Source organism: Mycobacterium sp. NBC_00419, from assembly GCF_036023875.1.
Lineage (GTDB): Bacteria > Actinomycetota > Actinomycetes > Mycobacteriales > Mycobacteriaceae > Mycobacterium.
On record NZ_CP107931.1, the window covers coordinates 3035073 to 3061741 of the forward strand.

25 protein-coding genes are annotated in these 26669 nt (G+C 68.1%); 16 read left to right on the plus strand and 9 right to left on the minus strand.

Translation table 11 applies throughout. From position 1 onward, the window contains the following. The first annotated feature begins 18 nt into the window (after window positions 1-18). Entirely contained in the window at window positions 19-972 is a 954-nt protein-coding gene (locus OG976_RS14545; protein WP_328349977.1) for an L-lactate dehydrogenase, read from the plus strand. A 2-nt stretch (window positions 973-974) separates the two neighbouring features. On the opposite strand, the gene OG976_RS14550 is transcribed toward OG976_RS14545, so the two are convergent. Then, entirely contained in the window at window positions 975-1967 is a 993-nt protein-coding gene (locus OG976_RS14550; RefSeq protein ID WP_328349979.1) for a sigma-70 family RNA polymerase sigma factor, read from the minus strand. Between the two features lie 64 nt (window positions 1968-2031). Here OG976_RS14550 and OG976_RS14555 point away from each other — a divergent pair, with 64 nt between their 5' ends. The 5 genes from OG976_RS14555 (at window position 2032) to OG976_RS14575 (ending at window position 5958) form a co-directional block, all read left to right on the plus strand. Next, window positions 2032-2871, plus strand: a complete 840-nt coding sequence (locus tag OG976_RS14555; protein WP_328349981.1) for an alpha/beta hydrolase — start codon at window positions 2032-2034, stop codon at window positions 2869-2871. Between the two features lie 5 nt (window positions 2872-2876). After that, the gene (locus OG976_RS14560; protein ID WP_328363578.1) at window positions 2877-3902 is read left to right on the plus strand and encodes a hypothetical protein; all 1026 of its coding nucleotides are present in this window, start codon (window positions 2877-2879) and stop codon (window positions 3900-3902) included. Between the two features lie 115 nt (window positions 3903-4017). Next, the gene (locus OG976_RS14565; RefSeq protein WP_328349983.1) at window positions 4018-4767 is read left to right on the plus strand and encodes a DUF2786 domain-containing protein; all 750 of its coding nucleotides are present in this window, start codon (window positions 4018-4020) and stop codon (window positions 4765-4767) included. Continuing rightward, on the plus strand, window positions 4764-5264 hold the full coding sequence (locus OG976_RS14570) for a TIGR04338 family metallohydrolase (RefSeq protein WP_328349984.1): 501 nt from the start codon (window positions 4764-4766) through the stop codon (window positions 5262-5264). Before OG976_RS14565 ends, OG976_RS14570 begins: the two co-directional genes overlap by 4 nt. A gap of 40 nt (window positions 5265-5304) precedes the next feature. After that, a complete protein-coding gene (locus OG976_RS14575; RefSeq protein ID WP_328363581.1) occupies window positions 5305-5958 on the plus strand; it encodes an O-methyltransferase in 654 nt (217 codons plus the stop codon). Window positions 5959-6041: 83 nt separating this feature from the next. Here the strand turns inward: OG976_RS14575 and OG976_RS14580 are convergent, their stop codons facing one another. Both OG976_RS14580 and OG976_RS14585 read right to left on the minus strand, forming a co-directional pair. Further along, window positions 6042-8267, minus strand: coding sequence for a molybdopterin oxidoreductase family protein (locus tag OG976_RS14580; protein WP_328349985.1), 2226 nt, complete (start codon window positions 8265-8267; stop codon window positions 6042-6044). Between the two features lie 45 nt (window positions 8268-8312). Further along, on the minus strand, window positions 8313-9074 hold the full coding sequence (locus OG976_RS14585) for an IclR family transcriptional regulator (protein WP_328349987.1): 762 nt from the start codon (window positions 9072-9074) through the stop codon (window positions 8313-8315). 94 nt (window positions 9075-9168) lie between these two features. Here OG976_RS14585 and OG976_RS14590 point away from each other — a divergent pair, with 94 nt between their 5' ends. The 3 genes from OG976_RS14590 (at window position 9169) to OG976_RS14600 (ending at window position 13168) form a co-directional block, all read left to right on the plus strand. After that, window positions 9169-10509 carry an FAD-binding oxidoreductase gene (locus OG976_RS14590; protein WP_328349989.1) on the plus strand — a complete coding sequence of 447 codons (1341 nt, stop codon included), beginning with the start codon at window positions 9169-9171 and terminating at the stop codon, window positions 10507-10509. Further along, complete coding sequence (locus OG976_RS14595) at window positions 10509-11291, plus strand: DAPG hydrolase family protein (RefSeq protein ID WP_328349991.1); 783 nt, start codon at window positions 10509-10511, stop codon at window positions 11289-11291. The genes OG976_RS14590 and OG976_RS14595 overlap by 1 nt, the downstream gene beginning before the upstream one ends. Window positions 11292-11392: 101 nt before the next feature. After that, window positions 11393-13168, plus strand: a complete 1776-nt coding sequence (locus OG976_RS14600; protein ID WP_328349993.1) for a PE-PPE domain-containing protein — start codon at window positions 11393-11395, stop codon at window positions 13166-13168. Here OG976_RS14600 and ilvD read toward each other — a convergent pair. Further along, window positions 13165-14862 carry a dihydroxy-acid dehydratase gene (ilvD, locus tag OG976_RS14605; RefSeq protein WP_328349995.1) on the minus strand — a complete coding sequence of 566 codons (1698 nt, stop codon included), beginning with the start codon at window positions 14860-14862 and terminating at the stop codon, window positions 13165-13167. The genes OG976_RS14600 and ilvD overlap by 4 nt on opposite strands. A 79-nt stretch (window positions 14863-14941) precedes the next feature. Here ilvD and OG976_RS14610 point away from each other — a divergent pair, with 79 nt between their 5' ends. Both OG976_RS14610 and OG976_RS14615 read left to right on the plus strand, forming a co-directional pair. Then, window positions 14942-15532, plus strand: coding sequence for a DUF305 domain-containing protein (locus OG976_RS14610; protein WP_328349996.1), 591 nt, complete (start codon window positions 14942-14944; stop codon window positions 15530-15532). Beyond that, window positions 15533-15823, plus strand: a complete 291-nt coding sequence (locus OG976_RS14615) for a metal-sensitive transcriptional regulator (protein ID WP_328349997.1) — start codon at window positions 15533-15535, stop codon at window positions 15821-15823. Window positions 15824-15833: 10 nt separating this feature from the next. Here the strand turns inward: OG976_RS14615 and OG976_RS14620 are convergent, their stop codons facing one another. Together OG976_RS14620 and OG976_RS14625 are read right to left on the minus strand one after the other, a co-directional pair. Further along, the gene (locus OG976_RS14620; protein WP_328349999.1) at window positions 15834-16787 is read right to left on the minus strand and encodes a beta-carotene 15,15'-dioxygenase, Brp/Blh family; all 954 of its coding nucleotides are present in this window, start codon (window positions 16785-16787) and stop codon (window positions 15834-15836) included. Window positions 16788-16908: 121 nt separating this feature from the next. Continuing rightward, complete coding sequence (locus OG976_RS14625; protein WP_328350000.1) at window positions 16909-17763, minus strand: bacteriorhodopsin-like; 855 nt, start codon at window positions 17761-17763, stop codon at window positions 16909-16911. A gap of 166 nt (window positions 17764-17929) precedes the next feature. Here OG976_RS14625 and OG976_RS14630 point away from each other — a divergent pair, with 166 nt between their 5' ends. The 4 genes from OG976_RS14630 (at window position 17930) to OG976_RS14645 (ending at window position 22526) form a co-directional block, all read left to right on the plus strand. Further along, entirely contained in the window at window positions 17930-18505 is a 576-nt protein-coding gene (locus tag OG976_RS14630; protein ID WP_328350002.1) for a TetR/AcrR family transcriptional regulator, read from the plus strand. Between the two features lie 99 nt (window positions 18506-18604). Further along, window positions 18605-19861 carry an MFS transporter gene (locus OG976_RS14635; protein WP_328363583.1) on the plus strand — a complete coding sequence of 419 codons (1257 nt, stop codon included), beginning with the start codon at window positions 18605-18607 and terminating at the stop codon, window positions 19859-19861. 144 nt (window positions 19862-20005) lie between these two features. Then, window positions 20006-21034: a L,D-transpeptidase gene (locus tag OG976_RS14640; RefSeq protein WP_328350004.1), complete on the plus strand. Its 1029-nt coding sequence runs from the start codon at window positions 20006-20008 to the stop codon at window positions 21032-21034. 58 nt (window positions 21035-21092) lie between these two features. Then, complete coding sequence (locus OG976_RS14645; RefSeq protein WP_328350006.1) at window positions 21093-22526, plus strand: alpha/beta hydrolase; 1434 nt, start codon at window positions 21093-21095, stop codon at window positions 22524-22526. Here the strand turns inward: OG976_RS14645 and OG976_RS14650 are convergent. Further along, window positions 22523-23725, minus strand: a complete 1203-nt coding sequence (locus OG976_RS14650; protein ID WP_328350008.1) for an MFS transporter — start codon at window positions 23723-23725, stop codon at window positions 22523-22525. The genes OG976_RS14645 and OG976_RS14650 overlap by 4 nt on opposite strands. Window positions 23726-23818: 93 nt before the next feature. Between OG976_RS14650 and OG976_RS14655 the strand changes: the two genes are divergently transcribed. Then, a complete protein-coding gene (locus OG976_RS14655) occupies window positions 23819-24154 on the plus strand; it encodes an ArsR/SmtB family transcription factor (protein WP_328350009.1) in 336 nt (111 codons plus the stop codon). Window position 24155: 1 nt separating this feature from the next. Here OG976_RS14655 and OG976_RS14660 read toward each other — a convergent pair whose 3' ends face one another. Next, the gene (locus OG976_RS14660) at window positions 24156-24671 is read right to left on the minus strand and encodes a nitroreductase family protein (protein ID WP_328350011.1); all 516 of its coding nucleotides are present in this window, start codon (window positions 24669-24671) and stop codon (window positions 24156-24158) included. Window positions 24672-24673: 2 nt separating this feature from the next. Continuing rightward, window positions 24674-26662: a M13 family metallopeptidase gene (locus tag OG976_RS14665; protein ID WP_328350012.1), complete on the minus strand. Its 1989-nt coding sequence runs from the start codon at window positions 26660-26662 to the stop codon at window positions 24674-24676. Window positions 26663-26669: the final 7 nt, after the last annotated feature.

Genomic DNA, 26669 nt, shown 5'->3' on the forward strand with positions numbered 1-26669 from the left:
GTGACCCATGATGGTGGGGTGTCCGAACATCACGGTGGCAAGGTCTCGATCGTCGGAGTCGGCAGCGTAGGAACCGCCATCGCCTATGCGTGTCTGATCCGTGGCTCGGCGAGCGCATTGGCGCTCTACGACACCAATCTCAAGAAGGTGCGCGCCGAGGTGCTCGACCTCAACCACGGCAGCCAGTTCGTGCCGCAGTGCACGGTGACCGGCTCCGACCAGGTCGACGTGACCGCCGGGTCGGCGATCGTCATCGTGACGGCCGGAGCCAAGCAGCATCCCGGCCAGAGCCGGTTGGAGCTTGCTGCCACGAATGTGGCTATGGCACAACAGCTCACACCGCAATTGCTGGAGCACTCACCGCGCGCCGTCATCATCTTCATCACCAACCCGGTGGACGTCGTCACGTACGCCGCGGCCAAGTCCGTCGACGCACCGCCGGGGCGGATCTTCGGCTCGGGAACGGTGCTGGACTCCGGGCGGTTCCGGTTCCTGATCGGCCAGCGCGCCGGGGTGGCGGTAGGCAACGTGCACGGTGTCATCGTCGGCGAGCACGGTGATTCCGAGATCTCACTGTGGTCGAGTGTGTCCATCGGCGGTGTGCCTGCCGAACAGTTCCGAAGCCACGGCGCGATCGTGTTCGACGAGACCACCCGGTCCCGGGTTTCGGCGGAGGTGGTCAACGCCGCCTACGAGATCATCGAGGGCAAGGGCGCGACCAACCTGGCCATCGGCCTGTCCACCGCACGCATCATCGAAGCGGTCCTAGGCAACCAGCACCGGGTGCTGCCGGTGTCGACGGTGCAGACCGGGGCCTACGACATCACCGGTGTGGCGCTGTCACTGCCGACGTTGGTGTCCGCGTCCGGAGCCGGTGAGGTCCTGCAGGCCCCGATGGCCGTCCACGAACTACTGGGGCTACAGGCCTCGGCGGCCACACTACGCAAGGCACAGGAGTCGTTGCAGCTGTGAGCTCAAAGCACTTCGGGTAGGCCGAATTTCGCGAACAAGCTGGTATCTAGGAACGCCACCACATGTGACACCCCGGCCGGATTCAGGTCGAGCACGTGCAGCTGGAACGGCACATGCCGGCCACCGGTATCGGGCAGCCGCATGTACATCGCCGCGGCCGGCTGACCGTTGGCCGTCAGCGGCAGCAGCCGCATGTCGCCAGCTTGGTTGGCCGGGCAGTTGTGGTGAATAAGGTCGCCGATGGCACGCCCGCCCTGGTACCAGCCGACGAACGGCGGCATCTCCCATACGGCTTCCGCGGTGAACATCGCGACCAGGCGCTCGATGTCGTAGTCCTCGAACGCCGAGATGTAGCGGGCCAGCTGCTCACGGGCTTCCGGGGACTCCGGGGCGGACAGCTGATCCTCCTCGCTGGGTCCGACGGCATCGAGCTGAGCCCGCGCCCGCTGCAGCAGGCTGTTGACCGCGGCCGTGGAGGTGCCGACCGCGTCGGCCACCTCGGCCGAGCGCCACTGCAGGACGTCCCGCAGCACCAGAACCGCCCGCTGCCGCGGGGACAGATGCTGCAGCGCCGCCACGAACGCCAGCCGGACGGACTCCCGGGATCCGACGATCGTTGACGGATCGGCCGGATCGTCGGCAGGGTCGGGCAGCGGCTCCAGCCATGGCACCTCGGCACGTTCGACGAGCTCGTCGGTCGGGTTGGAACTCGGCGCTCCCAGGCCGGTCGGCAGCGGCCGGCGTTGCCGACCCTCCAGCGCCGTCAGGCAGGTATTGGTGGCGATGCGGTGCAGCCAGGTACGTACCGAGGACTTGCCCTCGAAGCGGCCGTAGGCCTTCCAGGCGCGCAGATACGTCTCCTGGACCAGGTCTTCGGCGTCGTGCAACGACCCCGTCATCCGGTAGCAGTGCGCCAGCAACTCCCGCCGGTAGGGCTCGGCCCGGGACAGGAAGTCGTCGTCACCCTCGTCAAGACTTCGTGCGAGCACGCTCACTCAACCGAGCTTACGCACGGCCACCGACAGCTTCCCGGGCATCCGCTGCCGCTACGCTCGCCTGATGGTCACAACCCGCACCGAGCGGACATTCGACGGGGTCGGCGGTGTCCGGATCGTCTACGACGTGTGGACGCCCGACGCCCAACCGCGCGGCGTGGTGGTGCTCTCACACGGCCTCGGTGAGCATGCCCGCCGCTACGACCACGTCGCCCAGCGCTTCGGTGCGGCCGGGTTGGTCACCTATGCACTCGACCACCGCGGCCACGGCCGCTCCGGCGGCAAGCGTGTGCAGGTGCGCACGATCGACGAGTACACCGGTGACTTCGACACCCTGATCAAGACGGCGACCTCCGAGGTTCCCGGCGTCAAGCGCATCGCCCTGGGCCACAGCATGGGCGGGGGCATCGTGTTCACCTACGGTGTCGAGCACGCCGGGGAGTACGACCTGATGGTGCTGTCCGGACCTGCGATCGCCCTGAACAAAGGCGTACCGCCGGTGAAGGCCCTGCTGGGAAAGGCCGTCGGCTCGCTGTTGCCCAACATTCCGGTCGAGCAACTCGACGCCAACGCGGTCTCGCGTGATCCCGAGGTGGTGGCCGCCTACAACGCCGACCCGCTGGTGCACCACGGCAAGGTCCCCGCGGGCATCGCCAAGGCGCTGCTGAAGGTCGGCGAGACGATGCCGCAGCGGGCTCGCGGAATCACCGCGCCGTTGCTGGTGGTGCACGGCGCCGAGGACAAACTGGTGCCGGCCGCCGGCAGTGAACTCCTGGTGGACTGCGTCGGCTCGAGTGACGTCCACCTCAAGGTGTACCCGGAGCTGTATCACGAGGTGTTCAACGAACCCGAGCGTGACCGCGTGCTCGACGACGTCACCGCGTGGATCGAGGCCAGGCTGTGAGGCTGCTGCGCCGCATCGCCGTGGTGGCGGTGGCGCTGACGCTCGTCGCGGGCTGCTCGTCGAACGACAAACCGCACGCCTGGGTCGAGGACGAGGTGACGTTCGAGGCCGACGGACTGACCCTGCACGGCACCTACCGTCATCAGCACGGCGGCGGGCAAGCACCGGCGGCGCTGCTGATCTCCGAGAGCGGCCGCACCGACCGCAACGGCGACAACAACGTCGCTGGTCCGATCGGCAACATGCGCCAACTCGCCGAGTACCTCTCCGACCACGGGGTGGCCTCGCTGCGCTACGACAAGGTCGGCACCGGGCAAACGGGTCTGGGTCCCTACGCCGGCCGCGCCGCCGACGTAGGCAGTGCGATCTACACCGGTGGTGCCAAGGCCGCGGTGCGGTTCCTGGCCGGCCAATCCGGAACCGACAAGAACCGCATCTCGGTCTACGGCCTCGGCGAGGGCACCGTTCATGCGATGTCGGTGGCCGACGACACCTCCGACGGCGCCCCCAAGATCCACTCGCTGGGCCTTCTCCAACCGCTCGGCGGCCGCTACCTGGATCTGATCACCGATCGCGTCAACGGCGATATGGCCGCTGCGGTCAAGAGCGGCCAGAAGAACCAGCAGCAGGCCGACCAGGTCACCGCCGAGTGGAACGCGGCGGTCAACCAGGCCCGCACCGCGGGCACCGTCCCGGCGAAGCTGCCCGAGGGTCTGAGCGCAATTCTCAACCCCGGCAACGTCAAAGCGGTCGTGGAGGCCGACGCCATCGACCCCCTGGCCCTGGCCGCGCGGATTCCCGCCGGCACGCCGGTGTTGCTGACCTGTTCGGACTCCGACGCCCAGGCCAACTGCGCGGACATGCAACCGCTCGCCAGCGCACTGGCCCGCACCGCGCTGCAGTTCGTCCAACTCAAGGGCGTCAACCACGTCCTGCGCGACGACCCCACCGACAACGTCGGCAACTACGCCAAGGGCGGACCGCTCTCGGCGCAGCTGACGGCGGCGCTCGACCAGTTCGTCACCAAGTAGCCGACTAGTGTTGGCCTGTGGACGAATTCCGGTCTGGGGAGCACTGCTCAGAGTGCCCGGTGTACGCGGCGCCACCGACGCGCACCCGTCGTAGTACCGGCCTAGGTTCTCTGTCATGACCGAAGACAAGATGCTCGCCCGGATCGCCGCTCTGCTGCGCCAGGCCGAAGGCACCGACAACGCCCACGAGGCCGAGGCGTTCATGGCCGCCGCCCAGCGGCTGGCCACCGCCACCTCGATCGATCTCGCTGTGGCACGCTCACATTCGGCATCCCGGACTGCTGCGCAGGTGCCCACCCAGCGGACCATCACCATCGGCGAGCCCGGTACCAAGGGCCTGCGCACCTACGTACAACTGTTCGCCGGAATCGCCGCCGCCAACGACGTGCGCTGCGACGTCGCCTCGAACTCGACCTTCGTCTACGCCTACGGCTTCCCGGAGGATATCGACGCCAGCCACGCCCTCTACGCCAGCCTGGTCGTGCAGATGGTCCGCTCGTGTGACGCCTACCTGTCCACCGGTGCGCACCGGCCGACGCCGACGATCACCGCCCGGCTGAACTTCCAGCTCGCTTTCGGGGCCCGGGTGGGCCGGCGGCTGGCCGAGGCCCGCGAGGACGCCACGCGTGAGGCCACCAAGGATCGCAGGACCGCACCGGGAACCGCACTTGCGTTGCGCAACAAAGAGGTCGAGCTCCATGACCACTACCGGCAGACCTCCAAGGCGCGTGGTACCTGGCAGGCCAGCCGGGCCACAGCCGGCTATTCGTCGTCGGCACGGCGGGCCGGTGACAAAGCCGGGCGGCAGGCGCGGCTCGGCTCCAGTCCCGAACTGCCGGGGCTACGGTCCCGGCTGCGGCGGTGAGCGCGCGCGACAGTCAGCGCGCCCTCGTCTACGCGGCCGAGGACTTCGTCCGAACGCTCTTTGATCGCGCAGCCCAACATCATTCGCCCACCATCGACTTCTTCGGCACCCAGCTGACCCTGCCGCCGGAGGCAAAGTTCGGGTCGATGGAATCGGTGCAGCGTTACGTCGACGACGTCCTCGCCCTGCCGGGGGTGACAGCCCGCTGGCCCCAGCCGGAACCGCTGCGGGTGCGGCCACGCCGGGCCGCTACGGCGGCCCACTACGAAAGGCGCGACGGCACAGCCACAATCGCCGTCCCGGATCGCAGCACCGCAGACTGGGCGATGCGCGAGCTGGTGCTGCTGCACGAGATCGCCCACCACCTCGACGGCAGCGGCGGACCCGCTCATGGGCCGGGGTTCGTCGCGACGTTCTGCGAACTGGCGGCAGTGGTGATGGGTCCGGAGGTGGGCCACGTGCTGCGCGTCGTCTACGCCAAAGAGGGCGTGCGGTAGCGCCGAGGCCAACGGTTACGCTGCGGCGGTGAGCACAACGATCGGCCCTGATGACTGGCAGCCCGTGGACGAGCTGCTGGACCGCGCACTCCTCGACGACGATGCGGCCCTGGCTGCGGCATTGGCCGACTCGACTGCCGCCGGCCTGCCCGCGATCGAGGTGTCCCCGCAGACGGCGCACCTGCTCTACCTGCTGGTCCGGATCAGCGGAGCGCGCCGGGTCCTCGAGATCGGGACCCTCGGCGGCTACAGCACCATCTGCCTGGCCCGCGGCGTCGGGTCCGAGGGCAGCGTGACCACCCTGGAGTACGAACCCCGCCATGCCGAGGTCGCTCGCCGCAACCTCGAGCGGGCCGGGGTGGCCGACCGGGTGGAGATCGTCGTCGGTGCGGCGCTCGACTCCCTGCCCGGCCTGACCGGTGACTTCGACCTCGTCTTCATCGACGCCGACAAAGAGAACAACAGCGCCTACGTCCAGTGGGCCGTCGACCTCGGCCGCCCGGGCACCGTCATCGTCGTCGACAACGTCGTGCGCAATGGCCGCATCCTCAGCCCGGCAGCCGACGATCTGCAGGCCCGCGCGGTGCGCGACATGCTCGAAATGATGGGCAAGCACCCGCACCTGGACACCGCCGCCATCCAGACCGTGGGCCTCAAAGGCTGGGACGGCTTCGCCGTCGCCCTGGTGAAATAGCGCGTCAGGCCACGAATGTGCGTACCCATACGCGGTCGGCGGCGTGTCGCGGATGAAACCGCACAATCGGGCGATAGCGCGGCTTAACCGGCCCGGGACACCTCGACAGGCAGTGCGTTGAGCACCGCGGTGCCCGACAGCGGATCCAGCAGGGTGCCGTCGTTGAGGCTGTTGACGTTGACGCCTGGCGACTGCGCCGCCACCGACAGGCGGGTGCCGGGTTCGGTGTGACCCCAGCCGTGCGGCAGTGACACCACGCCGGGGCGGATCGTGTCGGTGATCTCCACCGGGACCTCGAGCTTGCCGCCCGGACCGGTCACCACCGCGATGTCGTCCAACCCGAGCCGCGCGGCGTCGTCGGGATGGATCTGCAGGGTGCAGCGATTGGTGCCGCCCGCCAGCGCGGGCAGGTTGTGCATCCAGCTGTTGTTGGAGCGCAGGTGACGGCGACCGATCAGCAGCAGACCCGGCTCCACGCTCAGCGAGGCGTGCAGCCGCGGAACATCCGACAGTATCTGCTCGGGGGCTAATTCGATTGTGCCCGAGGCAGTTCGAAGCACTTCCGGGATTCGCGGAGTGAGTGCACCGAGGTCGACGCCGTGCGGGGTGTCCTTGAGTTTCTGCAAGGTCAGGCCGTCGGGCTTGGCGCCGAACCCGTCGCCGAACGGGCCGAGCCGCAACATCATGTCGAGGCGGCGCTCGTAGCCGGGGCCATCGGGCAGCATCGCCGCCAGCTCCTCGGCCGAGCGGCCGGCCACCGGTGAGGCGGGGTCGGCGACCTCCTTGCCCAGCGTCGAGCCGATCACCTGGTCGTCGACCAGTGCCGGGTCGGTCGTGGGACCCATGCCGAGCACGATCAAGGCCAGCCGGGCCAGGATCTCGCACTCGTCGGGCCTGCCGTCCTCCAGCGGGAACACCGGCGGGGAGTAGCGGGCGTTGTTGCGCACCACCGCCCCACTCAGTGCCACGTCGAAGTGGGCTGCGCGGGTGGGCGGTGGGGGCGGCAGGATGACGTCGGCGTGCCGGGTCGTCTCGTTGAGATACGGATCCACCGACAGCATGAAGTCGACCTTGTCGAGGGCCTCGCTCAGCCGGGCGCCGTCCGGCGCCGACAGCACGGGGTTGCCCGCGATGGTGACGACGGCGCGGACCTGGCCGTCGCCGGGTGTCTCGATCTCCTCGGCCATCGCGACGGTCGGCATCTCGGATAACACCTCGGGATGGCCGGAAACCCTGCTGTGCCAACGCCCCGTTGCGAAGCCGCGCCCAGGCCGGGGCGGGCGCGGTGCCGAGCCGATCGGTGGGCTGGCGAACATGACCCCGCCGGCCCGGTCCAGATTGCCGGTCAGGATGTTGACGACGTCGACCAGCCAGCTCGTCACGGTGCCGAACTCGACGGTGGATGTGCCGATGCGGCCGTACACCGCCGCACTCGAGGCGGCGGCGAGTTCGCGCGCCAGCGTGCGGATCTCCTCGGCGGCAACACCGCAATGCTCGGCGACCGCATCCGGCGGGAAGTCCACCGCTGCGGCGCGGACCTGTTCGACACCGGTCACGTACTGGGCCAGCCGGCCGAGGTCAACCAGGTCCTCGTCGAAGAGCACGTTGACGATCGCGAACAGCAGCGCCGCGTCGGTGCCCGGGCGCACGGCGAGGTGCCGGTCGGCCAGTTCGGCGGTTCGGGTGCGGGACGGGTCGATCACCACCAGGCGTCCGCCGCGCTTGCGCAAGGCCTTGAGCTTTCCGGGGAAGTCGGCGGCGGTGGCCAGAGAGCCGTTGGATACCAACGGGTTTCCACCCATGATGACCAGATAGTCGGTCCGGTCGAGATCGGGAATCGTGAATGCCAGGGGGTTGCCGAAGAGGTATCCGCAGGAAACGTGTTTGGGCATCTGGTCCAGCGTGCTGGCCGAGTAGACGTGCCGGGTGCCCAGCGACTTGACGACTGCGGGACCGTAGAGCGAACCGGCGATGGTGTGCGCGTTGGGATTACCGAGATACACCGCCACCGACGACCCGCCGGTGCCGGCGATGACCCGTTGCAGACCTTCGGCGGCGGCGGCGAACGCCTCGTCCCAGGACGTCTTGACCAGTTCGCCGTCCCTGCGCACCAGTGGCGTGGTCAGCCGGTCGGGGTCGTTGTCCAGTTCCGGAAAGCTGGCCCCTTTGGGGCAGATGAAACCGTGGCTGAAGACGTCGTCTCGGTCGCCGCGGGCGGAGTCGATCCGTCCCGCGTCGTCGTCGATGGTCAGGACCAACCCGCAGGTGGCCTCACAGATCGGGCAGATACGCAATGCGGTGCGGCTCACGCACGCCACTCTGCCCCCGCCCGAGACCCGCTGGCAAGCCCGGGGTCAGCCCACCCAGGCCGGTGACTCCAGCGCCTGGCGCAGGGCGGCCACGATCCTGCTCTGATGGGCCAGGAAACGATCGGTCGGGGCCGGCACCGAGATGGCGACGATGTTGCCGCCGGCAGCGCGGGCGGCCACACCGGCCGCCGAGATGCCCTCGGTGTGCTCGTCGCGGTCGAAGGCGATGCCGCTGATGCGGACCTCGTCGACCTCGGTGCGCAATCGTGTCCGGCGGTCGGCCGGCAGCGGGTCCAGCAGCTGGTCGAGTTCGGCATCGTCGAGCAGCGCCATCGCCGCCTTGCCGTTGGCGGTGTCCAACAGCGGGAATCGGGCACCGACCGCGGAGACCGCGCGTAAGCGGTGCGCCGACTCGATCTGGTCGATGAACAGCATCTGCCCGCCGCGGAACAGCGAGAGATCCACGGTCTCGCCGGTCTCCTCGGCCACCCGCTCCACGGTCGGCCTGAAGGTTGTGGTGATGTGGGCGGCGTTCGCACTGGCCAGGCCGAGTAGACGCTCGCCCAGGATGATCCGCCCGTCGTCGTCGACCGCGGCGAACCCGACCTCCGTCAACCCGACCAGCAACCGGCGGGTGGTGGACTTGGCCAGGCCGAGCCGGCTGTGCAGGTCGACAAGCCGCAGCCGGCCGGGTGCCGTCGCGATCTCGTCGAGTGCGGCGGCAGCACGGCGGAGAACCTGGATGCCATCGTCGCGGGCAGTGGCGGCCCGGCCGTCACGGACAGCGGACGCCTCGGCATCGGCCATCTGCGGTCCCTTCCCTATTGCTTCACTTCCGCGGTATCGTGCCGCATAACGGATCGTACAGGTTCGCATTCCGAATCACGAGGGAGAGGGTCGGGTGAGTTCACTACCTGAAGGACGGCATTTCTTCCGTGGCGACGACGGCTACGAGACGGCGCGCAGCGCCACGGTCTGGAACGCCCGCACGCCGCAGCGCTACCCCGACGTCGTCGTGCAGGCGGTCGATGCGGACGACGTGGTCGCGACCGTGCGCTACGCCAAGGCCAACGGGCACAAGATCGGGGTTCGCTCCGGCGGCCACAGCTGGGCCGGCAACCACGTCCGCGACGGCGGGGTGCTGCTGGATGTCAGCAGGCTCGAGGACTCGGAGGTAGACGCCGACACCAGGCGCGCCGTCGTCGGTCCGGGTAAAGGCGGCAGCATCCTGGCCGCCGAACTCGAGGAACTGGGCCTGTTCTTCCCGGCCGGGCACTGCAAGGGCGTACGGATCGGCGGATACCTGCTGCAGGGCGGCTACGGGTGGAACAGCAGGGTGTGGGGACCGGCATGCGAGAGCGTCCTGGGCCTCGACGTGGTGACCGCTGACGGCGAGAAGATCTATATCGATGCCGACAATCACGCTGACTTATATTGGGCAGCAAGGGGTTCGGGTCCAGGATTCTTCGCGGTCGTGACCGCTTTCCACCTGAAGCTCTATCCCAAGCCGGCGGTCTGCGGCAACGCCATCTACGTCTACCCGACCGACTACATCGACGAGGTCTACACCTGGGCGCGATCCATCAGCGCCGAGGTGGATCGCCGGGTGGAATTCCAGATGCTGGCGTCAAGGGAGATACCCGCGCTCGGGCTGACGACTCCCGGCATCACCGTGGTCGGGCCGGTGTTCGCCGACACCGAGAAGGACGCGATCGAGGCGCTCGCGATTCTCGAGACGTGCCCGGTGCGCGACAAGGCGATCCTCGCAGTGCCCTATGCCCCAATCGATCTGGCCACCGCCTACGAGGGGGTGATGACCAACTACCCGACCGGGTACCGGTACGCCACCGACAACATGTGGACCTCGGCCCCGGCCGAAGACCTGCTCCCGGGTATCCGCCGCATCTTCGAGACGATGCCGCCGCATCCGGCCCACTTCCTCTGGCTGAACTGGGGTCCGTCACCGCAGCGCCAGGACATGGCTTACAGCCTCGAAGACGAGATCTACCTGGCCATCTACACCGTGTGGAAGGACGCCGCCGACGACGAGAAGTATTCGGATTGGGCACGTTCCAACATGGCGAATATGGAGCACCTGCAGACCGGCGTGCAACTGGCCGACGAGAACCTGGGTGAGCGGCCCGCCAAGTTCGTCACCGACGAGAACATGGCCAAGCTCGATCGGGTGCGCGCCGCCTACGACCCGGACGGACGTTTCCACAGTTGGATGGGAAGGGTCTGATGGGCGCCACATACCTCGGCTATCGCCACGGTGACGCCGATACGCCATGGGGCTCGTTCTTCAACCCCGAGATGGCCCCGCTGCCGGCCCATATCGTGACCGCACTCGAGCACGGCCCGCAGGCGCAGGAGGTGTTGCTCGACTTCGATTCTGCCGCAACTGTTCTCGACGAAGGCTACCAGCAGACGGAGAACGGGTACGGCCATCTGCGCGACGGTGCACTGCACGTATCGGCGCTCACCGACATGCCCGGGGTGACCCCGGCGATGTGGTCGTGGTGGTTCGGCTGGCATGGAAGTGACTCGCGGCGCTACAAGCTGTGGCACCCGCGCGCTCATGTCTCGGCGCGCTGGGCCGACACCGGTCCCGACGGCAGCTACCTCGGCCGGACATCGCTGATCGAGGAGTACCTGGGCTCGGCATTCACCAAAGGCGCGATCGCCTTCGTCGAACCGGACCAGCTCGGGCTCGACCCCGCCCGGCTCGGGGACGGCATCGCGGTGTGTGCCCGGCTGGGGTCCTCCGACGTGCCGGTCGACATCGGCTGGTTCATCCACCACGTCCGTCCCACCGCCGAGGGCTCGGAGATGAGATCACGGTTCTGGATGGGCGGCCGGTATGTGGCCCTGCGGGGCGGCAACCGCGTGACCGACCGGGCGATCCGGCCGGTCGCCGCGCGCCAGTTACCCGACGCACGGGATCTGATGGTGCACTGCGCCCAGGAGATGAACCACCTGGCCGGGTTCCTTCCCGCGATATACGAGCAGTTCGCGGTCCATTAGTCACCACTTGCGACCCGCCGCGGCCAAATTGACCCGCCGGTAGGTACCGGGGGCTATGTTCCTGAGCAGAGCCTGAGAACGATGGCGTTAGGGGTCGGGACATGTCTGTTACAGCGTTTACGGGAGAGCGTCGGGGCGGCTCGGCGAGGTACGCCAAGACGGTCGCCACGAAGCTGGCGCTGGCCGGTGTCGCCACGGCGACCGCCGCCGCTGTTGCGCTGGGCCCCACCGCGCCGATCGCACTCGCCGACGACCCCGGGCCCACCGCAGTGAACATCCTGCAGGACGTCTACACCACCGGTCCGCTGGCCGGCATCCTGGCCGCCGTCGGTCTGGACAGCGTCGGGCCCATCTTCGTCGCTAACGTCCCCGGCATCGGCGACATCAACCTGACGCTCATTCTCGACGGGCCGGTCGACAACAACCCGCTCGCCCTCTATGACACCGTGAACGGTCTGAACTTCCTGAGGCGTACGAACGTTCTGGGATCAGCGCTGAACGCCTACGACCGCGTCGTGTGTACCACCGGCGGAACATGCTCGACGCCAAACGAATTCCCCGCAACGCTCGGAATCGGAACGGGCGCGGTCAATCTCATTCAGGCTTACCGCAACGAGATCGCGAGTGTCCAGGGCAACACCCCGGCCGGGTACACCCCGTTCGCTCCGGGGCCGATCGAGAAGCAGACCTTCGGGTCGGGCTGCCTGAATTTCAACCCGAACAACTGCCCGAACGTCCAGGCCACCAACCAAACCAACCAGGCGCTGCTGTTCGTCCAAAACCTGCTGCGGCCCAACGGCGGGATCATGAGCCGGTTCGGCCCGATCCTGAACATCTTCGGGGTCGACACCACCGTCCCGGGCGCCGGCGAGTACTCCTCGACCCCGAGCGTCTCCCCGCCGGGGACCGGAATCAAGCTCAACACCGCAACGCTCGACCTGACGTGGGCCTACGACCCGCTGTCGGACTTCCCGGCCACGCTCAATCCGTTCTCGTTGCTGAACACCGCCTTCGCGGCGCTGCCGACGAATCTGCTTGGCGGCATTGAACTCAAGGGCTTGGACCTGACCACGGCGGGCGTCAACATCGCCGGAACCCTCGGCATCCTGAGCAGGTTGAGTGCGAACCTCCTGCCCATCTCCACTGGACAGGCCTGGTACGGAACCCTGCTGCCCAACGACCTGCCGCTGCTGGAGCCGCTGCGCCTTCCGGTGCGGCTGATCAACGCGGTCACCAATGCACTGGGTATTCCGCTCAACCTCGGAACGCCGTTGGCCGACGCCCTGCAGCCGGCCCTGACCATCCTGGTCAACACCGGCTACACCGATGTCCAGACGCCGACGAACAACGGGCTCTACACCCGCTCCTTCGACACCTCGGACGTCTACACCCCGTTCCTGTCGAAAGCCCCGCTGACCTTCCAGGAGTGGGCGCAGGTCCCCGGGGATGTGTTGCGCGCCTTGGTCGTCGGATTCCAGGACGCCTTCCCGATTCTCCGATTCGGCCAGCCGGCCCCCACCCTCGTGGTCGACGGCAACCACCTGGGCATCAGCTACGCGCCCGCCCAGTCCACCGCGGCGGCGAAGACGGTTCCGGCACCCGCCCCGCAGACGTCGGTACCGGAGGTGACGGCAGGGTCCAACGAGGTCGCATCCAACGAGGTCGCGGCCGACGACAACACGCCGGCCGATGACAACGAGCCGGCGGCCACCTCGGATGACACGCCCGCGACCCCTGCGCCGTCGACGGGTGGCACGAAGGCCGCCAAGCCGGGCAAGAAGTCCGCGCAGCACTCAGCAGACTCGTCGTCCGGTTCCGGCTCGGCCCACAAGAGCGTGGGCGGATCCAAGCGGTCGGCGGGCGCCGACGCGGCCTAGCCGCAGACCGCTCCGCCGGCGGCCGAACCGACCAGCTTGCGGTACTTGGCCAGCACGCCGGTGGTGTAACGCGGCGGCGGGGGAGTGAATCCTGCTCGGCGAGCGTCGAACTCGGCCTCATCGACCAGGACGTCGAGAGTCGAGTTGCCCACGTCGAGCCGGATCCGGTCGCCGTCGGCGACGAACGCGATCGGGCCTGCGTCGACCGCTTCCGGTGCGACGTGACCGACGCACAGTCCGGTGGTGCCACCGGAGAAGCGACCGTCGGTCAGCAGCAGCACGTCCTTGCCCAGCCCGGCCCCCTTGATCGCGCCGGTGATCGCCAGCATCTCGCGCATGCCGGGGCCGCCCTTGGGGCCCTCGTAGCGAATCACCACCACGTCACCGGCGGTGATGGTGCCGTCCTCCAAAGCGTCCATCGCGGCACGTTCACCGTCGAAAACCCTTGCGGTGCCTTCGAACACGTCTGAGTCGAAGCCTGCCGACTTGACCACCGCACCCTCGGGGGCCAGCGAGCCGTGCAGGATCGTGATGCCACCGGTCGGGTGGATGGGGTGACTGAGCGCGCGCAGCACCTTGCCGTCGGGATCCGGCGGGTTGATGTGAGCGAGGTTCTCCGCCATGGTTTGGCCGGTGACCGTCAGCGCGTCACCGTGCAGCAGTCCGGCATCCAGCAGCGCCTTCATCACCACGGGCACGCCGCCGATGCGGTCGACGTCGAACATCACGTGCTTGCCGAACGGCTTGACGTCGGCCAGGTGCGGCACCTTGGCGCCGATGCGGGTGAAGTCCGCCAACGACAGCTCCACGTTGGCTTCGTGGGCGATCGCCAGCAGGTGCAGCACCGCGTTGGTGGAGCCGCCGAACGCCATCACCACGGCGATGGCGTTCTCGAACGCCTCCTTGGTCAGGATGTCGCGGGCGGTGATCCCGCGGCGCAGCAATTCGATGACGGCACGGCCGCTGGCCCGGGCGTACCCGTCGCGGCGACGGTCGGTGGCCGGCGGTGCGGCGCTGCCCGGCAGCGACATGCCCAGCGCCTCGGCCGCGCTGGCCATCGTGTTGGCGGTGTACATGCCGCCGCAGGCGCCTTCGCCAGGACAGATGGCGCGCTCGATGGCGTCGACGTCTTCACGCGGCATCAGGCCACGCGCGCACGCGCCGACCGCTTCGAACGCGTCGATGATCGTCACGTCCATCTCGGTGCCGTCGGAGAGCTTGGCCCGCCCCGGCAGGATCGAGCCGGCGTAGAGGAAGACCGCGGCCAGATCCAGCCGGGCGGCAGCCATCAGCATGCCGGGCAGGGACTTGTCGCAGCCGGCGAGCAGGACCGAGCCGTCGAGGCGTTCAGCCATCATGACGGTCTCGACGCTGTCGGCGATGACCTCGCGCGACACCAGCGAGAAGTGCATGCCCTCATGGCCCATCGAGATGCCGTCGGACACCGAGATGGTGCCGAACTCCAAGGGGTAACCGCCGGCTTCGAACACGCCCTCCTTGACCGCCTGGGCGAGTCGTTGCAGCGAGAGGTTGCACGGGGTGATCTCGTTCCACGACGACGCCACCCCGATCTGGGCTTTGGCGAAGTCGTCGTCGCCCATGCCTACCGCGCGAAGCATGCCGCGCGCTGCGGCCTTCTCCAGTCCGTCGGTGACGTCGCGGCTGCGGGGCTTGAGATCAGGCGTTTGGCTCACCGGTCAAGTATGCCGTGGTGAGGGGTGGTGGCAAAATCCTTTTCGATACCCCTGGAGGGTATCGGGTACGGTGGGCCCCATGAGGTCCACCAGCATCCGCATCGCCGCGGGTATCGCCGCCATCGTCACCGCCTTCGCCGTCTCCTCGTGTAGCAAGACGGAGAACCACGCTGAGCACGTCTCGACCACCGCCGCTGCCAGCGACCAGGTCGCTGTCCACAACGACGCCGACGTGATGTTCGCGCAGATGATGATTCCCCATCACGAGCAGGCCGTGCAGCTGGCGGCGATGGTGCCCGAGCACTCCACCAACGGTGCGGTGATCGCACTGGCGTCGACCATTTCCGCGCAGCAGCAGCCCGAGATCAGCGCCATGAAGGCGCTTCTGCTGCAGTGGGACGTCGACCCGCATAAGTCCGCCGACCACGGCAGCATGGGCATGTCGGGCATGGTCGACGACGCCACGATGGCCAAGCTCGGCACGCTCAACGGCCAGGAGTTCGATACGTTGTGGCTGCAGTCGATGATCAGCCACCATCAGGGTGCCATCGAGATGGCCAACACCGAGATCGCCGACGGCAAGAGCCCCGACATGATCTCGATGGCCAAGAACATCGTCAGCGCACAGCAGGCTGAGATCGACCAGATGAAGAAGATGCTGGGAGGGTAAGTGACTGGTGCACCGGGCTATTCGGCCGACAAGGACGGGTATGCCAAGCGGCTACGCCGGATCGAGGGTCAGGTCCGCGGGATCGCGAAGATGATCGACGAGGACAAGTACTGCATCGACATCCTGACCCAGATCAGCGCCGTCAACAGCGCGTTGCAGTCGGTGGCCCTTGGCCTGCTCGACGAACACCTGAACCATTGCGTCAGCCACGCCGTTGCCGAGGGTGGCGCGGAAGGCGAGAAGAAGCTGGCCGAGGCCTCGGCCGCCATCGCGCGCCTGGTCCGGTCCTGACGGCTGATTTCTAGCGACCGGCCGTGCGGTCGAGCCATGCGACCACCACCATGTGGGGCACGGTGAGAGCCAGCAGTAGCCGCAGCACCTCGGCCACCAACCCGGCGGGATTCGGCGCCACCAGGGTGAACCACCCGAGGATCGCCACCGTCGCGAGTGCGGCCACCGACGGCCAGGCGGCCAGGCGCACGAAACGCGCGATCGCCGCCCCGCGCCGTCCGATTGCCACCAACTGCGCGCAGCCCGGCTCCACGGTCAGCATCCGGGCGCAATGCCGAAGCGCATGCCAGCCGCCGAACCACACGGCGAACGCCAGGAGCGGCGGCGCCAGTGCGCCGAGCAGTCCGATCAATACGATGTCGAGGGCGATGGCCCGCCGGCCGGCCCGAAGGGCGCCGGCCACCGCGACGACAGCAGCGGCGAGCCAACCGGCCGCCAGGGCGATCTGCACCCAACCAGAGCCCAGCCAGACGTCGATTCCGGGCGAGACCGCCGCCGCCACTCCGATGAGTTGGTCACCGGCACGGGCGAGGGGCAGGATCAGCGCCCCACATCCGGCGACCGTAATAGCAACGGCAACAACAATATTGGGACGCCATCCCGTCAGCTGGCGGGACACTTCGAGCTCCCCGAGGCCGAAGTGCAGTGCGCTGAGCGCGACGGCGGCGACAAGACCGACAGTGCCGAGCCACGTCATCAGCACCCACGCGGTGACCGCCAACGTGGCGTAGACGGCGGCCACCGTGACGACCGAGGTGCGGCCGGTCAGTCGAGTCGCCATCAGATGGTCGACCGCGCCATGCGGAATGCCTGCCGCGAATCCGGCCGCGGCGAAGCACAGGACGATCGGGCCGATGTCAGCCGGAATCCACGACGCGATTCCGGCCAGCAGCAGCGCGGCCAGGGTGAGTCTGCGCGACCAGAGTGCGGCCGACTCCAGGGTCTGGATGTCCGCACCAGGCACGGAGCCCCCCGGGAGGTTCACTCCCGGGGGGCTCCCGCCTCCGCGCCACCATCGCACGCGGGGCCTGCGCGCGACGATGGTCATCGGAGTCTGCCGGACCTAAAGCCGTCGTCGACGGTCCTTATTGTCCAGCAACCACTTTCGGCTTGCTGTTCGACGGCGTCACTGCGTCGTGCCCGTCGTGTTCGTTCTCCTGCGCGGAGAACGCCGGGTCATCGGCGAACGACTTCAGCCGCGCGATCTTGTAGATCAGCAGGCCGTAGAGCACCTTGGCCAGGATGTCGGCGATCGAGTAGCCGACCTGCTTGTACACCCACGAGTCCGCGCCGGCCTGCGACAGGTACAGCGGAATGATGTAGGCGATCGGATAGACGCCCCAGGTAGCCAGCAACAGGATCCGCATCCGGCTGACGGTCTGGCGCACCGCGGGGGGCTGACGATCCAGCGACCGGGTGAGTTCGACGAACAGCACGTAGAGGATGTAGAGGAACGGGATCGTCGACAGCAGCCCGAAGACGTTGCGAATGGTGTTGTCACCGCTGATCTCGCCGGGGTAGCCCAGTGCGATCATCGCGGCCGACGCCGGGATCAGCCGCCACAGCAGTGAGTTGCGCAGTTTGCGAGCCAGGGCCAGCACCACGATGAGCTCGGTGAGCAGCAGTGGCACCGTCAGCAGCCAGTCGACGTAGCGGTATCCCTCGTTGAACGATTCGCCCGCGGCTTGGACGTAGGTCCCGCGGCCACCGGGGGCCTCGGTGACGAACGCTGCCTTGAACGATTCGAAGATGCGGAAGTAGTGGTAGGCGGCGATGCCGCACACGACCGCGGAGATCACCAGAGCCTGGCGGTACCGGGGTAGCACCCTGGGTTGGGCGACGAAGAGGAAGATCGCGCCGAACAACTGTGCGGCGAGTGTCAGAGACAGGATGTTGTAGACCGTGTCGTACTGGGCCTGGGTCAGTGCTTCAGGAATCATTTCTCACCTTCACTGTGATGCGAGGCTTACAGAAAGAACCGTACGGTAATGGACTACGAGTCCAATAGTGGAAACTTATTACAGAATTGGACAATTTTTTCAACCGCTGGTTTCGTAGGTGCGGACACATCAGTTGGTGGGGACACCCGGCGAAGGGCAGGCGTGAGTGGGTGAGGATGCGCGGGTCATCCGCACGCGTGCCGACGTCGCACGCACCGCACTCGACCTACTGACCAGGGAAGGGCCCGACGCCCTCACCCACGCCCGGATCGCGGGGATCGCCCGCTACTCCAAGACCACGCTGTACGCGCACTGGCCGTCGAGGGCAGATCTGTTCGCGGCCGCGCTCGAAGCCCTCGGCGACATGCCGCATCACGAGCCCACCGGAGATCTTCACGCCGATCTGGTCGGCGAGTTGAAGGCCTTCCGGCAGGCGGTGGTGGATCTGCGCCTGGATCGGGTGATCTTCGGCCTCGCCCAGTGGTCGACCGTAGAGGCGATGGAGCAGGTCAGGGACCGGGTCAATACCGAGGGCCAGCGGCCCATCCGCGCGATCCTCGAGCGCGCCTTCGACGGCCCGGACCTCGAAGCGGCGATATCGATGCTGTCCGGCGTGGTTGCCTGTCCGTCGCTGATGTTCGGCGCACTGCCCGACGACGACATCATCGAAGCGGCGGTCGGCATCGTTCTCAAGGGCGTGGACGTGGCCGGCCCGCCCAGTGGTGGCTCGGGCCGAGGCTGACGACCGGGCGCCGTATCGGCTGCCTCTCAGCACCGCATCGAACCGGTCTCCGGGGTGCCCCACCAGCGCTGTGGCCGATACCGTGATTCGGTGCCCTCGATGCCCGACCACGCGGGCGTCAGGACCGGCGCCTCGCCACCACCGCAGACCACCCCGTGGACTCCACGCGTCACCGTGGCGCTGGCCGTGCTGGCCGCCGCCGCATTCGTCTACGTCACCGCCGAGATCATGCCGGTGGGGGCCCTGTCGGCCATCGCCCGCGACCTGAAGGTCAGCGAGGCGATGGTCGGCTCCCTGCTGGCCAGCTACGCGCTGGTGGCCGCCGTCGCGACCGTGCCCCTGGTGCGCTGGACCGCGGCGTGGCCCCGGCGGCGAACACTGCTGTTGACCCTGGCCTCCCTGGCGCTCTCGCAGCTGATCTCGGCGCTGGCACCGACTTTCGCGGTGCTGGCCACCGGCCGGATCCTGTGTGCGCTCACCCATGGCCTGATGTGGTCGGTCATCGCGCCGATCGGGGTCCGGCTGGTGCCGGCCAGTTATGCCGGGCGCGCCACCATGGCTGTGTATACCGGCACCGGACTGGCGCTGGTCGTCGGAAGCCCGGTGACCGCGGCGATGAGCGAGGTGTGGGGCTGGCGGACGGCCGTAGGCGTCATCACGGTCGTCGCGGTCGCCGTAGCGGCGGCGGCCCGGCTGGCGCTGCCGCTGATGCCGATGACGGGACGGCATCCCGCAACCGCCGCCGCGATCCGCCACCACCGCAACGGCCGATTGGTGGCGCTGAGCGCGCTGACCCTCGTCGGGGTCACCGCCCACTTCATCTCCTACACCTTCATCGTCGCGATCATCCGGGACGTGGTCGGTGTGCGCGGGCCGCATCTGGCGTGGCTGCTGGCTGGCTATGGCATCGCCGGGCTCACCGCGATGGCGCTGCTGGCCCGACCTGGCGATCGTCGACCGAAGACCGCGATCGTGGGCTGCCTTGCGGCTCTGGTGGTGGCCTTCGCCGTGCTCGCCGCTCTCGGGTTCTTCGAAAGCGGGCGCACCCTCGTGACCGTGCTGACCGGGGTGGCGGCCATCGTGCTGTGGGGTGCGGCGGCGACGGCGATGCCACCGATGCTGCAATCAGCGGCCATGCGGCACAGCCCGCAGGATCCCGACGGAGCCTCGGGGCTCTACGTGGCGTCCTTCCAGGTCGGGATCATGGCCGGATCGCTGGCGGGCGGGGTGGTCTATCAAACCGGCGGGATCGCGGCGACGGTGACGGCCTCGGGCGCGCTGATCCTGGCTGCGCTGGTGGTGGTGGCCGCCAGCCGGGACTTGTTCGCAGTTAGCCCGATCACCAGCGAAAAGTAACGATTGGCGCTCCGAAGGCGACTATCCGCACAGTTCAGCGCGTTGATGAGACCGTTGGAGATGTTCGCTGGCCAGTCGCGCAGGATTGGCTTACCAGCGCGCTGTGCAACACTGGAGCAAATCGCAATTCTGAGGAGTTTGGTTATGGCGCTGCGGGTGAAGGAAGCCTTCGCGGCCACGTTGTGCGTGGTCGGGGTGGCTGCCGGAATCAGTCTGGGCAGTGGCTCGGCGATGGCCGATCCGGACCAGGCGCCCGTGGATCCGGCCGTGATCAACGTCCCGCCGGTGGAGGTTCCGCCCGCGGATCCGGCCATTCCGGTACCGGACCCGGCATTGGCTCCGCCCCCGCCCGTCGACCCGCTGGCTGTCCCGCCGGCAACCGACCCGGCCGCCGCGGCCCAGGCCGCGCCTGCCGGCTCCGTCAAGGGCCAGAACCCGCTGCCCTACACCGGTGACCCGGTCTTCGCGCCGCCGTCATTCAACCCCGTTAACGGTGCGCTGGTCGGAGTCGCCAAGCCGATCATCATCAACTTCGCGCGCCCGATCGCCAACCGGGGCCTGGCCGAGCAGGCCATCCACATCTCGTCGGTGCCCGCTGTGCCGGGTGCGTTCTACTGGACCACCGACACCCAGGTGCGCTGGCGGCCCTACGCCTTCTGGCCGGCCAACACCGTCGTCAACATCGACGCCAGCGGCGCCAAGTCGAGCTTCCGGGTCGGCGATGCTCTGGTGGCCACCGTCGACGATAAGACCCACCAGATGACCGTGACCAAAAACGGCGTGGTGCTGAAGACCATGCCGGTCTCGATGGGCAAGCCCGACGGCAAGCACGAGACCAAGAACGGCACCTATTACGTGCTGGAGAAGTTCCCCGACATCATCATGGACTCGGCCACCTACGGCGTCCCCAACACCTCGCCCGAGGGCTACAAGCTGAAAGTCCAATGGGCCGTGCGCATCGACAACAGTGGTGCGTTCGTGCACAGCGCACCGTGGTCGGTCGGCGACCAGGGCAAGCGCAACGTCAGCCACGGCTGCATCAACCTCAGCCCGGACAACGCCAAGTGGTTCTATGACAACTTCGGCAGCGGTGACCCGATCGTGGTGAAGAACTCGGTGGGCTTGTACAACAACCCCGACGGCGCCGACGACTGGCAGTGGCAGCTGGCCTGATCGGGGCCTGGCTTGACCTCAAAGGTTAAGCACAGCAACGGACCCCACAATGGGGCTCGTGCCGCCAACCCCGTCACCGACACCGACGCCGGTCGAACCCACACCCCTTCCGCAGCTGCCCGCACCGGACTTGCACGAATTCACGCACGGGGTTTCCCTACTGGGCGGCTGGCTGCCCCTGACCGTCGAGGTCGTGACCGTGCTCGCGCTGATCGCGGTGGTCGGCTGGCGCACGCTCCGGTGGCGGCTGCTGTGGCTACCGGTGTGTGTGGGCCTCGGTGTGCTCGGTGCGTTCGCCGCCCACACGTTCGTCGACTCCGAGGGCTTGGCCTCTGACCCGGCCCCCTTCCGATTGTGGATCTGGACAGCCGTTTTCGTGGCGGCCGTCGCCGTGGCCGTAGCCGGATGGCGGGGCAGCCCGTGGTGGCGGCGCGGACTTTCGGCGGCGGTGATTCCACTGACGTTGGTAACGGCGCTGCTGGCGCTGAACCAGTGGGTCGGCTACTACCCGAGTGTGCAGACCGCGTGGGGGGCACTGACCGCCGGTCCCCTGCCGGACCAGGTGGACGCTGCCGACCTGGCCGGCCTGCGTAACACCGCACAGTCGACCGGGAAGCTGGTCGAGGTCGACATTCCCTCGGATGCAAGCGGATTCAAGCACCGCAGCGAGTACGTCTACCTCCCGCCGGCCTGGTTCACCGGGGCCAGCCCGCCGCGGCTGCCGGTCGTCATGATGGTGGCCGGGGAATTCAACACTCCCGCGGACTGGATCCGTACCGGCAACGCGAAACCCATGATCGACGGGTATGCGAAAAGCCATGGCGGACAGGCGCCTATCTTCGTCTTCGTCGACTCCGGCGGAAGCTTCAACAACGACACCGAATGCGTCAACGGCCCGCGGGGCAACTCCGCCGACCACCTCACCAAAGACGTCCGGCCCTACGTCGTCCAGACCTTCGGCGCCGCCGACGACGCGGCGAACTGGGCGGTGGTCGGCTGGTCGATGGGCGGCACCTGCGCCGTCGACCTCACCGTCATGCATCCCGAACTCTTCAGCACTTTCGAGGACATCGCCGGCGACCACGGGCCCACCGCGGGCACCAAGGACCAGACCATCAGCCGGCTCTACGGCGGTGACGCCGCGGCTTGGGCCGCGTTCGACCCGCGCACGGTGATGACGCTGCACGGGCCCTATGTGGGTGTCGCGGGATGGTTCGAGGACACCGTTCGGCCCGCCAACGGCGCCTCACCCTACGGCGGCGGGCACCGGCCACAGTCGGATGCGCCGTTGGGATTCGGCGGCCATGACGAGTTCCGCGACTCCGACGAGGCCGGTGCGGCCGACGACCTGTGCGCGGTCGCGAACACCGTCGGCATCACGTGCTCGGTGCACCGCATCATCAGCTACCACACCTGGCAGTTCGCCCAGCGGGCGTTCTCCGACGCCCTGCCCTGGCTGGCCGCCCGGATCACAACACCGGGTGCGACCTAGGAACGGCGCATGCTCAGCGTTCCGACGGCAGCCGCCGCCAGGCAGGCGAGCGCGACGATGCCGGCGAACCACGGGAAGACGTCGGCCAGTGGCCACTGCGTGGCCGCCCAGCCGGCAGCGATCGTCGGCAGTGCCATCGCGGTGTAGGCGAGAAGGTAGAACGCCGACATCGTCTCCCCGCGGCGGTTGGCCGGAACCACATCGGACAGATGGCGCAACGAGCCACCGAATCCGAGCCCGAACGTCGCCCCGAGTAGCGCGGCCGCGGCGAACACCAGCGGCCAGCGGTGGGTGAGCAGCACCGGGATCGTCACCAGCAGGGCGACGGCCATACCCACGTCGCCGATCACCGCCGACCGGCGGGCGGGCAGCCGGGTGGCCACCAACTGCGCCATCGCGGCCGAGAACGCCGTCACACCGACGACCCCGCCACCGAACACCAGGTTGTGGATGTTGGTCTGCTGGGCTGCCAGGGACGGGTACAGGCTCAGCAGCACCCCGAGCACCGACCAGGATGCCATCGCACCGAGCGCCGCGAACCAGAAGTCGTCCCGGATCTCTTGCGGCACAGCTGGTTTGCTGATCCTGATGGGTCCACCGGTGCGGCCGTCGTGGGTCTCTCGCAAACCGAGCACGCCGACGCCGACCACCGCGCACACGACGGCGACCACCGCGTATGGCGTGCGCAACGGGTGTGCGACATATTGGGCGAGCAGTGCCGAGCCGACGATCGCCACCGTCATGCCGATGTTGAAACTCACGCCGCTGAGTTGCCCTGAGCGAACCCCGTGGTGGGGCCGCAGGTCCAGAAGCGCCGCCGCGCCGGCCACCACGATGGAGCCCACCGCCGCACCGTGGATGGTGCGGGCGAGCAGCAGCATGCCGATGTTGTCGGCGATCAGGAAGATGCCGAGGCCGACGATGAGGGCGGCCAGTGCGCCGAGCAGGACGGGCTTGCGGCCGACGACGTCCGAGATCCGGCCCGACACCAGCACCGCGACCAGGGCGGCGAACGCGTACACCGCGAACACGATCGTGGTCGCCAGCGGCGAGAGATGCCAGTTCGCCTCGTAGATGCCATACAGCGGTGCCGGCAGCCCGGAGACCCCGAGCGCAACACCGGACAGCACGAGCAGCAGTGGGTAGGCCCACCTCTGGGTGTCGGCGTGGTTCGTCGGTGTTTCGACGGGACACGTCATGACCACTCCCAGGTATGTTTGACGATTATCGAACTTGCTCGAGAGTACGCTCGGTTTGACGGTCATCAAACCCCTGGTGATGGAGGACACAACGTGACCGAACCCGGTGGACCCGAGACGGAGGCGCATCCCGTCGGCGCCCTGCCCCAGGTACTCGCGGCCCTCCAGGACCCGGTCCGCCTGGAGATGATCCGGCGGCTGCGAAACGCCGGCACCCCCCTGCAGTGCAGCGCGCTCTACGACGGCATCAACAAGTCCACGGCCACACACCACTTCAACATCCTGCGCGAGGCCGGACTGACCGAACGCCTGGTCTGCGGCGGGCTCATCCACCAGCGACTACGCGGCGCCGAGGTCGACGAGGCACTGCCTGGCCTGCTGCAGTCGGTCGTCGACGGCGCCAATCGCGAGGCGAGCACCCCCGCCTGATTCACCAGCCGCCGCGGTGGACCACCTCGTCGAAGGGCCTGCGGTTGGGCTTGCGGATCGGCACGAGCGGGCGATCCGCCGGATAACCCAGGCCGAGCAGGTAGGCGACGAAGTGGTCGTCGGGAATACCGAGGATCTCGCGAGCCCGGTCCTGATCGCCCACCGCCGAATGCCCGGTCCCGACGCCTAACTCGGTGGCTGCGATCGCCATCGCCATGGTGGCCTGGCCCAGGTCGTACTGATCCATCAGCTTGTTGCGCTCGTCCGGCGGCTCCGGCATCACCAGTGCGATCGCGGCCTTCGCCGCAGCGATGTGCCCCGCGCCCATCCAGACTGTCGAAAGATCCTGCAACACTGCGCGATCGGTGACGAGCACGAAATCCCAGTGCTGGTTGTTTCGTGCCGACGGCGAACGCCAGCCCGCCTCGAGGATCCGGTCGATGTCGGCGTCCGGTATCGGGGTATCGGTGTAGTTGCGGACGTTGCGCCGCGAACGGATGGCGTCCCAGGCGTCCACGGTCAGCTCCAGATGCGGACGCGGTGCTGCGGATCCAGATACAGCGCGTCGTCCGGGTCGACCTCGAACGCGTCGTAGAACGCGTCGATGTTGCGGACCACCCCGTTGCAGCGGAACTCCGGTGGCGAGTGCGGGTCGGTCGCCAACCGTCGAAGCGCCTCAGCCTCACGGGATTTCGTGCGCCACACCTGAGCCCAGCCGAACAGCACCCGCTGCACCCCGGTCAGGCCGTCGATCACCGGCGCCTCCTTGTCGCCCAGCGACAGCCGGTACGCCAGCAGCGCGATGGACAGCCCGCCCAGGTCGCCGATGTTCTCACCAACGGTGAAGGCGCCGTTCACATGTGCCTCGCCGTCGAGTTCGCGCGGCACGAAGGCGTCGTACTGCTCGATGAGTTTCTTAGTCCGCGCCCCGAACTCGGCGCGATCGGCGTCGGTCCACCAGTCGACCAGGTTTCCGTCACCGTCGTACTTGGCGCCCTGATCGTCGAACCCGTGGCCGATCTCGTGGCCGATCACCGCTCCGATCCCGCCGTAGTTGGCGGCGTCGTCGGCCTCGGCGTCGAAGAACGGCGGCTGCAGGATGGCGGCCGGGAAGACGATCTCGTTCATCCCGGGGTTGTAGTAGGCGTTGACCGTCTGCGGCGTCATGAACCACTCGTCGCGGTCCACCGGGCCGCCGAGCTTGGCAGTCTCCCGGTCCGATGCCACCTGGGCGCCCCGAACGATGTTGCCGTACAGGTCGTTTCGATCGATCACCAGCGTGGAGTAGTCACGCCAGGCCTTGGGGTAGCCGATCTTGGCGGTGAACTTGTCGAGTTTGGCCAGCGCCCGCTGCCGGGTCTCGGGCGTCATCCACTCCAAGTCGTTGATGCTGACCCGATACGCCTCGCGCAGGTTGTCCACCAGCACGTCCATCCGGGTCTTGGCATCCGGCGGGAAGTGCCGCTCGACGTAGGCCCGGCCGACAGCGTCGCCGAGGATGCCCTCCACCAGTGACACCGCGCGTTTCCAGCGGTCGCGGATCTGCTCAGTGCCGCTCAGCGTGCGCCCGTAGAAGCTGAAGTCCTCCTCGACCAGCGCACTGGTCAACGCGGCGGCACGGGCGTGGATCAGCCGCCAGCGCAGCCACCACTTCCAGTCGTCGAGGGACTCGCCGGCCCACAGCGCGGCGAAGGAGGTCAGGTAGTCGGGCTGGCGGACCACCAACTCGGCCGCCGCTTCGGGGGAGGAGCCCAGCGCGGTGATCCAGCCGGTCCAGTCGAACCCGGGCGCCTCGTCGGTCAGGTCGGCGAACCGGCGCAGGTTGTAGGTCAGGTCGGCGTCACGGCGCTTCACGACGTCCCAGTGCGCGGCGGCGAGTTTGGTCTCCAGGGCGACGATCCGGGCGGCCGTGCTCTCCCATTCCCCGGCGTAGTCCTCGCCGTAGACCAGGGTGAACATCCGCGCGATGTGGGCGGGGTAGGCGCCCAGGATCGAGGCGTGCTGGTCGTCGCGGTAGTACGACTCGTCGGGCAGGCCCAGGCCCGACTGGCTGACGTGGACCAGGTAGCGCGTCGAGTTCTTCGAGTCGGTGTCGACGTAGACGCCCACGCCGCCGCCGACCCCGGACCGTTGCAGCGCCCCGATCACCGAGGCCAGCGCCGCGCGGTCGGTCGCGGTGTCGATGGCGGCGAGCTCGTCGAGCAGGGGCTGGACGCCGCGGCTCTCGATGGCGTCCTCGTCGAGGAAGCTGGCATACAGATCGCCGATGCGCTGCTCGTCGGTGCCGATGCCGGCACCGGACGCGGCCGCCTGCATGATCAGCTCCCGGACCTGCTCTTCGGCGCGGTCATACAGCGAGCGGAACGCCCCGTCGGTGGCGCGGTCGGCCGGTATGGCGTAGTCGGTCAGCCAGCGCCCGTTGACGTGTCCGAACAGATCGTCCTGGGGGCGTACCGAGGATTCGACATGGGTCAGGTCGATGCCCGACCGCAAAGTTTCTACCGTCACCCAACCA

Coding starts and splice junctions, on each gene's coding strand:
- OG976_RS14595 (WP_328349991.1), top strand. CDS start 10,509: ATGGGCGCCACATACCTCGGCTATCGCCACGGTGACGCCGATACGCCA.
- OG976_RS14635 (WP_328363583.1), top strand. CDS start 18,605: ATGCCCGACCACGCGGGCGTCAGGACCGGCGCCTCGCCACCACCGCAG.
- OG976_RS14625 (WP_328350000.1), bottom strand. CDS start 17,763: ATGATTCCTGAAGCACTGACCCAGGCCCAGTACGACACGGTCTACAAC.
- OG976_RS14640 (WP_328350004.1), top strand. CDS start 20,006: ATGGCGCTGCGGGTGAAGGAAGCCTTCGCGGCCACGTTGTGCGTGGTC.
- OG976_RS14600 (WP_328349993.1), top strand. CDS start 11,393: ATGTCTGTTACAGCGTTTACGGGAGAGCGTCGGGGCGGCTCGGCGAGG.
- OG976_RS14555 (WP_328349981.1), top strand. CDS start 2,032: ATGGTCACAACCCGCACCGAGCGGACATTCGACGGGGTCGGCGGTGTC.
- OG976_RS14565 (WP_328349983.1), top strand. CDS start 4,018: ATGACCGAAGACAAGATGCTCGCCCGGATCGCCGCTCTGCTGCGCCAG.
- OG976_RS14585 (WP_328349987.1), bottom strand. CDS start 9,074: ATGGCCGATGCCGAGGCGTCCGCTGTCCGTGACGGCCGGGCCGCCACT.
- OG976_RS14650 (WP_328350008.1), bottom strand. CDS start 23,725: ATGACGTGTCCCGTCGAAACACCGACGAACCACGCCGACACCCAGAGG.
- OG976_RS14610 (WP_328349996.1), top strand. CDS start 14,942: ATGAGGTCCACCAGCATCCGCATCGCCGCGGGTATCGCCGCCATCGTC.